The sequence below is a fragment of the Pseudomonas sp. S8 genome (assembly GCF_050473925.1).
Taxonomy (GTDB): domain Bacteria; phylum Pseudomonadota; class Gammaproteobacteria; order Pseudomonadales; family Pseudomonadaceae; genus Aquipseudomonas; species Aquipseudomonas parakoreensis.
In genome coordinates this window covers 2,126,928-2,136,957 of record NZ_JBFDVZ010000016.1, presented here as the reverse complement: position 1 = coordinate 2,136,957, position 10,030 = coordinate 2,126,928, and the positions used below count along the sequence as shown (strand labels likewise).

Genomic DNA, 10,030 nt, shown 5'->3' with positions numbered 1-10,030 from the left:
CCTTTGTGGCAAGTGAATTAGTCAATGAGGTAGGAACGAGATGGATCTGTCGAAGCATTTGCTAGATCTGGAAGACCGCCTGCTGTCGTGCGCTGTCCGCGGGGACCCTGCTGAACTGGCAAGACTGATCGCGGATGACTTTGTCGAATTCGGCGCCAGCGGCGGCATCTGGAATAAATCCGCTGTGCTGGAAGCGCTGCCGCAGCAAGCGTTTGCACGACGTACCATCAGTCAGTTCACGCTCAAGCCGTTGTCGGAAGATTCGGCGCTGGTGACATATCACTGCCATACCGTTGCTGGCGGCCAGCGGGTGCCGGCGGACAGTCTGCGCAGTTCGGTGTGGCGGCGGCAGGGTGAGCAGTGGCAGATGGTTTTTCATCAGGGCACCTTTTGTGCCCGGCCGTGAAACCGTGGAGACCCATCGATAGCTTTCGCGAGCAAGCTCGCTCCCACACGGATCTTCAGTGAACACAGGATTTGTGGATGACAGCGATCCACTGTGGGAGCGAGCTTGCTCGCGAAGGGGGCCGAACTTTCAGCGCAAAAATCTGCCGGCCCGCGCTCTGCTAGAATCGCCCCCATCAACTGCCAGAGACTCTCCCATGAGCGAGCCGATTCGCCTGACCCAATACAGCCACGGTGCCGGTTGTGGCTGCAAGATTTCCCCGCAGGTGCTGGAAGTGATTCTGGCCGGCAGCGGAGCGCAGAACCTTGACCCGAAACTGTGGGTCGGCAATGCCTCGCGTGATGACGCGGCGGTGTACGAGATTGATGCCGAGCGCGGGGTAGTATCGACCACTGACTTCTTCATGCCGATTGTCGACGACCCGTTCGACTTCGGCCGTATCGCCGCGACCAATGCGATCAGCGACATCTATGCCATGGGCGGCGATCCGCTGATGGCGATTGCGATCCTTGGCTGGCCGGTGAATGTGCTGGCGCCGGAGGTGGCGCGGGAAGTGATTCGCGGCGGGCGTGCGGTGTGCGACGCCGCCGGCATTCCGCTGGCCGGCGGGCATTCGATCGATGCGCCGGAGCCGATCTTCGGCCTGGCGGTGACCGGTCTGGTGGAAAAGCGCCACATGAAGCGCAACGACACCGCCACCGCCGGTTGCCTGCTGTATCTGACCAAGCCGCTGGGCATCGGCATCCTCACCACCGCCGAGAAAAAGGGCAAATTGCGCCCCGGCGACATTGGTGTGGCCCGTGACTGGATGTGCACCCTGAACAAGCCGGGCAGCCGCTTCGGCAAACTGGCCGGCGTCACCGCAATGACCGACGTCACCGGTTTCGGCCTGCTCGGGCACCTGGTGGAAATGGCCGATGGCAGCCACCTGACCGCTCGCATCCGCTACAACCACGTGCCGCGTCTGGACAGCATCGAGTACTACCTCGAACAAGGCTGCGTGCCCGGTGGCACCCTGCGTAACTTCGACAGCTATTCGAGCAAGCTCGGCCGTCTGCAGGAGTTGCACAAGCGCGTGCTGTGCGACCCGCAGACCAGCGGTGGTCTGTTGATTGCGGTGACCCCTGAAGGTAACGATGAGTTTCTCGCCGTGGCCGCCGAACTGGGCCTGGACCTGGCGCCGATTGGCGAGCTGGTTGAGCGACAGAGCCACGCAGTCGAGGTGATCTGATGTACCGCGACTGCACCGATTACCGCGACATTTTCCTCAACGACCGGCCGATGATGGACGCCCGCGCGCCGGTCGAGTTTGCCCACGGCGCATTTCCCGGCGTGGTCAACCTGCCGCTGATGAACGACCGCGAGCGCGAGCAAGTGGGCACGTGCTACAAGCAGCACGGACAACAAGCCGCCATCGCCCTGGGCGAGCGGCTGGTGTCTGCCGAGGTCCGTGAGCAGCGCATTCAGGGCTGGGTCGAGTTTGCCCGGGCACACCCCGACGGCTACCTGTATTGCTTTCGCGGCGGCTTGCGTTCGCAGATCGTCCAGCAATGGATCAAGGAGGAGGGAGGGATCGATTACCCGCGGGTCGGCGGTGGCTACAAGGCCATGCGCACGTTCCTGCTGGAGACGATCGATCAGGCCGTGGCCGAGTGCGATCTGGTGCTGCTGGGCGGCATGACCGGCACCGGCAAGACCGAACTGCTGGTGCAGTTGCGCAATGGTCTGGATCTGGAAGGCCACGCCAATCATCGGGGATCGAGTTTCGGCAAGCGCGCCACTGGGCAGCCGACCAATATCGATTTCGAAAACCGTCTGGCCGTTGATGTGTTGAAAAAACGCGCCGGCGGCGTCCAGCAGTTTGTGCTGGAAGACGAGAGCCGGGTAGTCGGCAGTTGTGCCTTGCCACTGCCGTTGTACCGAGGCATGCAAGTGGCGCCGATGGTCTGGCTGGAAGACAGCCTGGAACAGCGGGTCGAGCGGATTCTGCAGGACTATGTGATCAACCTGCACGCCGAGTTCGTCGCCGTGCACGGCGAGCAGGGCTTTGCGCTGTATGCCGAGCGGTTGATTGCTAGCTTGAACAATATCCAGCGCCGGCTGGGCGGCGAGCGCCATCAGCGGATGTTCCTGCAGATGGAAGAGGCCTTGGCCGAGCAGGCGCGCAGCGGATCGGTCGAGCAGTTCCGTGACTGGATCAGCGTGTTGCTGCGCGAATATTACGACCCGATGTATGCGTTCCAGCGGGAGAAGAAGGGCGGGCGGATCGAGTTTGCCGGGGAGCGCGGGGCGGTGCTGGAGTATCTGCGTGAGCGGCTGAATCAGCGGGTTTGAGGGTGGCCTTGCTGGCCCAATCGCTGGCAAGCCAGCTCCCACAGTGTTTTGTGAAAACCGTAAATATGGGCTTCACACAAACCCTGTGGGAGCTGGCTTGCCAGCGATGAGGAACCAACAGACAGCCAATCACTCAAGTCGGGCAAGTCACCTTGCCGTTATCCAGCCCCTGCTTGTAGCTGTGGCTCTGCAAACTGGCCTTGCCGTTGTGCCAGGTCAGGGTCAGCACGTACAGCGAATCGAAATCGCCCGCCGCCCAGTCGTCGGTGATGGTCTGCTTTTCGCCGACCGCGTTGCCCGCGACCTTGTTGATCAGCTCCGGCAGATAACCGTGGGACCACGCGGTATAGATCGTCGCGTTGTGGTACTTGTCTTCGGTCAGTTCCCGCGCCAGGTCACTGGTATCGTTGGCGGAGAACTCGATGTTCACCGGCAGGCCGAGCTTGATCGCGGCGGGGCTGATAGTCATCAGCGGGCGGATGTAGCTGTAGGAGTTGTCCCGTTCGCCTTCCTCGACATTGCGTGTCGGGTCGGCGGCGAACACGTAATCGGCCTTGCCGAATTTTTCCGGCAGCAGGGTCGACAGCTCGATCGCCCGGTTCAGGCCCTGGCAGTTGAGCTGGCCGAGACCGCCGGCGGGCTTTTCCGCGTGGCGCAGGAAAACCAGGGTCTGGGTGCCGTCCACTGGCTGGGCGCGAATCTGGCTCGATTCGAGCGACAAGGTCAGCGCACTGACCGCCAGCAGGGAGGGCAGGGCCACGCAGGCGCGATGTTTGAAGCGTTTGGCGAAACTCATGAGGTTCGTCATTGAATATAGGATTCTTCAGCAAATTCAGTGGGGGCTGACCAACCCTTGCACCACGGGCTCCCGGCACCGGGTGTTGTCCATGTCGTGTGTCGCGCTTCCGTTACGAAGGGCATAGCTCAGAGTCCTCTGAGGCCGGTTTGGTTCATGCACATTAGCCGCAGGATGTTACGGTTCGTGTAGCTCCTACATTATGATCAGTGCTTTCCATGTGACTGGATGTTTCCCATGACCGATCTGTCCGCGTTCCCGATCACCCAGAAATGGCCGGCGCAGTACCCCGACTGGATTCAGCTCTATTCCCTGCCGACCCCCAACGGCGTCAAGGTCTCGATCATGCTCGAAGAGATCGGCCTGCCGTACGAGCCGCACCGCGTTGGCTTCGACACCCAGGATCAGATGTCACCGGAATTCCTCTCGCTGAACCCCAACAACAAGATCCCGGCGATCCTCGACCCTCACGGCCCCGAGGACCAACCACTGGCGCTTTTCGAGTCCGGCGCGATCCTGATCTACCTCGCCGACAAGAGCGGCCAGTTGCTGGCCCAGGAAGGCGCGCTGCGTTACGAGACGATTCAGTGGCTGATGTTCCAGATGGGCGGTATCGGCCCGATGTTCGGCCAGCTCGGGTTCTTCAACAAATTCGCCGGCAAGGACTACGAGGACAAGCGTCCGCGTGACCGCTATGTCGAGGAGAGCAGACGCCTGCTCAACGTGCTCGACAAACGTCTGCAAGGGCGCGACTGGATCATGGGCGAGCGCTACACCATCGCCGACATCGCAACGTTCCCGTGGGTGCGTAACCTGATCGGTTTCTATGAGGCCGGGGATCTGGTGGGAATCAGCAATTTCCCGAATGTGACCCGGGTGCTGGAGCGTTTTCTGGCGCGGCCGGCGGTTGTTCGAGGCCTGACCATTCCCTCGTAATCAACACCAATCCCTGTAGGAGCTGCCGCAGGCTGCGATCTGTTGATCTGGTTTTCTAAAAACAAAGTCAAAAGATCGCAGCCTGCGGCAGCTCCTACAGGGGAATGTGGGTTGTCTGACGGATTATTGCACCCCCGGTAATGCTGTCTTGATTGATCCAGGTTTGTACCTGCGCCCAGCGAAGGCATAAGCTTCGCCCCCTACGACTTTCGTCTCATCTTCCGATTTCAGGAAAGCCCCATGTCCAGCCAGTTCCCCGAAGCACGTCCCCGCCGTCTGCGCCGCAATGCGAGCCTGCGCAGCCTGTTCCAGGAAACCGAGTTCAGCCTGAATGATCTGGTGCTGCCGATTTTCGTCGAAGAAGAGATCGACGACTTCGTGCCGATCAAGAGCATGCCGGGGGTTATGCGCATTCCCGAGCGCAAGCTGGCCAGTGAAATCGAGCGTTATGCCCGTGCCGGGATCAAGTCGGTGATGACCTTTGGCGTGTCCCATCACCTGGACGCCAACGGCAGCGACACCTGGCGCGAAGAGGGACTGGTTTCGCGCATGTCGCGGATTGCCAAGGACGCGGTGCCGGAAATGATCGTGATGTCCGACACCTGCTTCTGCGAATACACCGATCACGGCCACTGTGGCGTGATGCACAACCACGAAGTCGACAATGACCAGACCCTGATCAACCTCGGCAAGCAAGCCGTGGCCGCGGCGCGTGCCGGCGCTGACGTGATTGCTCCGTCGGCGGCGATGGACGGCCAGGTGCGGGCGATTCGCCAGGCGCTGGACGCCGCCGGTTTCACCCAGATTCCGATCATGGCCTACTCGACCAAATTCGCCTCAGCGCTGTACGGCCCGTTCCGTGAAGCCGGCGGCAGTGCGCTGAAGGGCGACCGCAAAAGCTATCAGATGAACCCGATGAACCGCCGCGAAGCCCTGCGCGAATCGCTGCTCGACGAGCAGGAAGGCGCCGATGCGCTGATGGTCAAACCGGCCGGTGCGTACCTCGACATCATCCGCGACATCCGTGAAGCCTCGAACCTGCCGCTGTCGGCGTATCAGGTCAGCGGCGAATACGCGATGATCAAGTTCGGCGCGCAGGCCGGTGCAATCGACGAGGACCGCGTGGTGCGCGAGAGCCTGGGCGCGATCAAGCGCGCAGGTGCGGACCTGATCTTCACCTACTTTGCGATGGATCTGGCGCTGGCCGGGATCTGACGAATACCGCAGAACCCTTGTGGGAGCTGGCTTGCCAGCGATTGCGTCGGCACAGTCAAAATCAATGTTGGCTGATCCATCGCTATCGCTGGCAAGCCAGCTCCCACAGGTATTCAGGGTGTTCTTGGGTCAGGGGCTGTTGAAGAACGGCCTTATCCCGTGATCGCGGAAATACCGCTCAATCACCTTCGGATCCGCGCTGTTATCGGCAATCGCCACATAAGTATCCGGGCGCAGCAGATAAAACCCGTTACGCCCCAACCCCGCCGTGTCAAACGCCGGCCGCCAGTCGAACACGTGCAGCGACAGATGGTGTTCATTGCACCAGGCGATCATCTCGTCGCTGGTGTCGCCATACACGTGCACCTGCCAGCAAGGCTGGCGCAGCGGCTCGAAATTATCCCCCTCACCATCATGCGCCCACGGCAAGCGGTCGCCGCCGTGGACGTGGCCGGCCGTGCCCTGGCTCAGCGGCATGCCGCGATAGTTGAGGGTGACTTGCGAAACGGTGCGAAAAAGGAATTCGCGGCTGGCCTCGAACGTGGCCATTTTCGGGATCAGAAACGGTGCCAGGCGCGTGCGCAGCAGATCGGCGATGCGCCCCTCGGCGGTGACGAAAGTGAACACCTTGTCGGTGGTCGACACCAGCCGCCGGGCGAAGGCGATGCGCTCGGTTTCGTAAGTGTCGAGCAGCTTCGCCGTGGCGCTGCCGTTGAGCACGGCGGCGAGTTTCCACGCCAGGTTGATTGCATCGCCAATCCCAGTGTTCATGCCCTGGCCGCCGGCGGGGCTGTGCACATGCGCGGCGTCGCCGAGGAGAAACGCCCGACCGCTGCGAAAGTGCTCGGCCACGCGGTGATGCACGCGGTAGGTGGAGAACCAGTTGACCTCGTCGATGTGTACGTTCAGGTGTTCGATGGCGCGGCGGCTGACGTCGGCGAATTGCAGGGTTTCGGCGCGATCGGCACGTTCATCGCGCACCGTGCCGATCAATCGCGCACGGCCTTCGCCGGCCAACGGGAAGACGGCGAGAAAATCCGCTTCGTCCAGATCCAGGTGCAAATCACCGTTAAGCGCCGGGCCGCTGGCCTGCACATCCGCGACGTAAAAAATCTGCTGATAGGTACCGCCCGGGAAACCGGTGTCGAGGGTTTTGCGCACCACCGAACGCGCGCCATCGCAGCCCGCGAGAAAGCACGCCTGACAAATTTCCTGTTGCCCGTCGGGCAAGCGCAGATGCGCGGTGAGGCCGTCGCCGAGTTCTTCAAAACTTTCGAGTTCGGTGTTGCGCTCAACCACCACGTCATAGTCTTCGAGGCGTTCGAGCAGCAGCCGTTCGTGCTGGTCCTGGGGAAAGATTTCGATGAACGAGTAGGGCGTCAGGCCTTCGCCGATGCGTTGCAGCGGCAACTGCGCAACCGGTTTGCCCTTGACCCAGAAATGCGCCGCCGCGACCTTGTGCCCGTTGCGCACCACGGTATCGGCCAGATCCAGTTGGCGATACAACTCCAGCGTGCGCGCCTGCACCGCCAGCGCCCGCGAGGTGGTGCCGGGCGCGGACGTCTTGTCGATGATGCGCACGCGCACGCCCAGTTTGCTCAGCCACAGAGCCAGCACCAGACCGGTCGGGCCGGCGCCGATGATCAGTACGTCGCTGCGGTGCATGAGCCTGTCCTCCGTTGGCTGTGCAGCAAGTATGGATCAGATGGAAAGGCTAGCCAGTGCCGGCCTCTTCGCGAGCAGGCTCGCTCCCACAGTAGAACGCATTCCGATGTGGGAGCGAGCCTGCTCGCGAAAAGGCCTTTTCAGGCACCCAAAAACCAAAAAGGCCCCACAGCGCTGAAGCTGCGGGGCCTTTTCAATTTGGCAGCGTTTTAGAAATCGATTGTCCCCGACAACTTCGCCACCCGCGGCTCTCCTTGAGTCAGATAACCACCCTGCGCCGATTCCCAATACTTCTTGTTGGCCAGGTTCTCGACGCCCAGGCGCAGGGTCACGTCTTTCTGCGCGACCTTGAAGGCGTAACGCGCACCGGCATCGAAGCGGTTCCAGGTTGGCAGGCTGAGGTTGTTGGCCGCATCGGCATATTGGCCGCCGGTGCGCAGCATCCGCGCATTCAGCGCCACGCCTTGCAGGCCCGGTACATCCCAGTCGGCGCCGGCGTTGAACTGGAAGCTCGGCACGCCAATGGCGCGGTTGCCGTCGTTGGCGCCGTTCTGGGTGTTGCGCAGTTCGGTGTCCATCAGGGTCAGGCCGCTGATCAGACGCAGGCCGTTGATCGGCTCGCCGAACACGTTCATCTCTACGCCTTTATTGATCTGCTCGCCTTCACGCACGTAGGTGCAGGTGGTGGCGCTGTTGATTTCACAGTAGCCATCGCTCGGCTGCTCGATGCGGTACACGCCCAGGCTCGCGCCGTAAGTGCCCATGTCGACCTTGACCCCGGCCTCGGTCTGTTTGGAACGCGCCGGTGCGTAGACTTCGTTGCCGTTGGTCACGCGCAAGCCGCCGGTGCTGGTCGGCGAAGTCGGGCCTTGCGCCAGACCTTCGATGTGGTTGGCGTAGAACGACACGTGCTCCCATGGTTTGAAGACGATGCCGTAGACCGGTGTGGTGATCGATTCGTCGTAGCTCGACTTGCGGCTGCCGCTGCCGTAACTGGCGTAGTTGTAGCCTTGCACCACCAGTTGCTGACGACGCAGGCCAGCGGTGATCAGCAGGCGATCGTCGAAGAAACCGAGGGTGTCGGAGAGCGCCAGGCTGCGGTTGAAGGTCTTGCCGACGATGCCCGGATCGCTGAGGTCGCCGCCGGAAAAGTTGCCGACCGGCGACGGGGTTTCCACCGGGTGGTAGATATTGTTGGCGTACTGGGTCAGGTCGAAATCGTAGGCGCTGCGCTGTTCGGCCCACAGACCGCTGAGGCCGAAATTGAGCTTGTGGCTGACCGCGCCGGTGTTGAACTTGCCGTTGAGACCGGCCATCAGGCTGGTGTTGTCCTCATCGTGGGGGATGAACGAGCCGGTGGTGTAGGAGGCGCCGTTGTTGCCCACCAGCGTGGTCGAGTTGTAGCGGCCGACTTCGCGGGTGTGCTTGGCGCCGCCGGCGACGTACGCGGTCCAGTTGTCGTTCAGGTCGTATTCGGCGCGGAGCATGCCGAAAGTGTCTTCGATGTCGGTGTAGCCCCACTTTGGCGCGTAGTTGGTGTCGGCCGACGGCGCGTCCGGAATGTGCGTGGCGGTGCCGAGGTTGACCGAGTTGCGGCCACCGTTGACGCGTTCTTTCTGGTAGGCGAAGTCACCGGAAATACGCAGCGCGTCACCGCGATAATCGAGGCCGATGGCGAACAGTTTCGAGCGCTGGTTTTCGTGATCGATGCCGGTGTCGCCTTCGCGCTGGGACAGGTTGACCCGCGCGCCAAAGCGGTTGTCTTCGCCGAAACGCTGGCCGATATCGAGGTGCTGACCGATCCGGCCTTCACTGTTGATGTCGGTGGTGTAGCGGCGCAGCGGCTCGTCGCCGGCACGCTTGGGCTGCAGGTTGACGCCACCGCCGATGCCGGAGCCGGTCGGGGTCACGCCATTGATGAAGGCGTTCGGCCCTTTGAACACTTCCACGCGCTCCAGGGCGTCGCTGGAAATGATCTGCCGGGGCAGCACGCCGTACAGGCCGTTATAGGAAATGTCGTCGCCGTTTAGCGGCAAGCCGCGAATCATGAACACCTGCGCCTGGTTGGAGAAGCCCGAGGCCTGACGCACCGAGGCATCGTTGAGCAGGACGTCGGCAACGTTTTCCGCTTGCTGGTCCTGAATCAGTTGCTCGGTGTACGACGCGGCGCTGAACGGCACGTCCATCATGTCCTGATTGCCGAGCACGCCGAGTTGACCACCACGGGCGACCTGACCGCCGGAGTAGACCGGGGGCAGGGCGTTGGGCGTCGGTGCCTGGGCGTTGACGTTGACATTGTCGAGCACCAGCGCCTTGCCGTTTTCATCGGCAGCGTGAGCGGTGACAGTCAGGGAGCACAGCAGGGCGAGAAGCGTCGGGCGGAACGGGACAGCGAGGCGAACTGAAGCGGGCATGTATTCGTACCTGGAGGCGCAGGGCCGGTAAGAAAATAGGGCGGCGCGGGGAACTCCTTGCGCAAATACGACTCCAGGTGCAAATGATAGGAGTTCGCAGTAACGTTTTGCAATCAGTTTGTCATCACCCCTGAAAACACATTCACCTGTAGGAGCTGCCGCAGGCTGCGATCTGTTGACTTGGTTTTAAAAGACAAATCAAAAGATCGCAGCCTGCGGCAGCTCCTACACGGATTGTGTATGGTGTTCGGGCTTATTGGACTG

8 protein-coding genes are annotated in these 10,030 nt (G+C 61.8%); 5 read left to right on the top strand and 3 right to left on the bottom strand.

Features of this window, described 5'->3' with window-relative positions; all coding sequences use genetic code 11:
- Window positions 1-40: 40 nt before the first annotated feature.
- The 3 genes from AB1J88_RS10840 to mnmH all read left to right on the top strand — a co-directional run bounded on the left by AB1J88_RS10840 (window position 41) and on the right by mnmH (window position 2,740).
- Complete coding sequence (locus AB1J88_RS10840) at window positions 41-406, top strand: DUF4440 domain-containing protein (protein ID WP_041074187.1); 366 nt, start codon at window positions 41-43, stop codon at window positions 404-406.
- A gap of 196 nt (window positions 407-602) precedes the next feature.
- Window positions 603-1,637 (top strand): selenide, water dikinase SelD, encoded by a 1,035-nt coding sequence (gene selD / locus AB1J88_RS10835; RefSeq protein WP_430291042.1) that lies wholly within the window; start codon window positions 603-605, stop codon window positions 1,635-1,637.
- Window positions 1,637-2,740, top strand: a complete 1,104-nt coding sequence (gene mnmH, locus AB1J88_RS10830; RefSeq protein WP_430291041.1) for a tRNA 2-selenouridine(34) synthase MnmH — start codon at window positions 1,637-1,639, stop codon at window positions 2,738-2,740. Before selD ends, mnmH begins: the two co-directional genes overlap by 1 nt.
- Before the next feature lie 133 nt (window positions 2,741-2,873).
- Here mnmH and AB1J88_RS10825 read toward each other — a convergent pair whose 3' ends face one another.
- Window positions 2,874-3,548, bottom strand: a complete 675-nt coding sequence (locus AB1J88_RS10825; protein ID WP_430291040.1) for a histidine phosphatase family protein — start codon at window positions 3,546-3,548, stop codon at window positions 2,874-2,876.
- A gap of 225 nt (window positions 3,549-3,773) precedes the next feature.
- On the opposite strand from AB1J88_RS10825, the gene AB1J88_RS10820 reads away from it, so the two are divergent.
- Both AB1J88_RS10820 and hemB read left to right on the top strand, forming a co-directional pair.
- Window positions 3,774-4,472 carry a glutathione S-transferase family protein gene (locus AB1J88_RS10820; protein ID WP_047291489.1) on the top strand — a complete coding sequence of 233 codons (699 nt, stop codon included), beginning with the start codon at window positions 3,774-3,776 and terminating at the stop codon, window positions 4,470-4,472.
- Window positions 4,473-4,712: 240 nt separating this feature from the next.
- Window positions 4,713-5,687 carry a porphobilinogen synthase gene (gene hemB / locus AB1J88_RS10815; RefSeq protein WP_027613860.1) on the top strand — a complete coding sequence of 325 codons (975 nt, stop codon included), beginning with the start codon at window positions 4,713-4,715 and terminating at the stop codon, window positions 5,685-5,687.
- A gap of 129 nt (window positions 5,688-5,816) precedes the next feature.
- On the opposite strand, the gene AB1J88_RS10810 is transcribed toward hemB, so the two are convergent.
- Together AB1J88_RS10810 and AB1J88_RS10805 are read right to left on the bottom strand one after the other, a co-directional pair.
- Window positions 5,817-7,352 carry an FAD-dependent oxidoreductase gene (locus AB1J88_RS10810; RefSeq protein WP_430291039.1) on the bottom strand — a complete coding sequence of 512 codons (1,536 nt, stop codon included), beginning with the start codon at window positions 7,350-7,352 and terminating at the stop codon, window positions 5,817-5,819.
- Between the two features lie 209 nt (window positions 7,353-7,561).
- Entirely contained in the window at window positions 7,562-9,766 is a 2,205-nt protein-coding gene (locus AB1J88_RS10805; RefSeq protein WP_430291038.1) for a TonB-dependent receptor, read from the bottom strand.
- Window positions 9,767-10,030: the final 264 nt, after the last annotated feature.

Excerpts from the sequence above, each read along its gene's own strand:
- AB1J88_RS10840 (WP_041074187.1), top strand. The coding sequence starts at position 41 with ATGGATCTGTCGAAGCATTTGCTAGATCTGGAAGACCGCCTGCTGTCG.
- AB1J88_RS10825 (WP_430291040.1), bottom strand. The coding sequence starts at position 3,548 with ATGACGAACCTCATGAGTTTCGCCAAACGCTTCAAACATCGCGCCTGC.
- mnmH (WP_430291041.1), top strand. The coding sequence starts at position 1,637 with ATGTACCGCGACTGCACCGATTACCGCGACATTTTCCTCAACGACCGG.
- hemB (WP_027613860.1), top strand. The coding sequence starts at position 4,713 with ATGTCCAGCCAGTTCCCCGAAGCACGTCCCCGCCGTCTGCGCCGCAAT.
- AB1J88_RS10820 (WP_047291489.1), top strand. The coding sequence starts at position 3,774 with ATGACCGATCTGTCCGCGTTCCCGATCACCCAGAAATGGCCGGCGCAG.
- AB1J88_RS10810 (WP_430291039.1), bottom strand. The coding sequence starts at position 7,352 with ATGCACCGCAGCGACGTACTGATCATCGGCGCCGGCCCGACCGGTCTG.
- selD (WP_430291042.1), top strand. The coding sequence starts at position 603 with ATGAGCGAGCCGATTCGCCTGACCCAATACAGCCACGGTGCCGGTTGT.
- AB1J88_RS10805 (WP_430291038.1), bottom strand. The coding sequence starts at position 9,766 with ATGCCCGCTTCAGTTCGCCTCGCTGTCCCGTTCCGCCCGACGCTTCTC.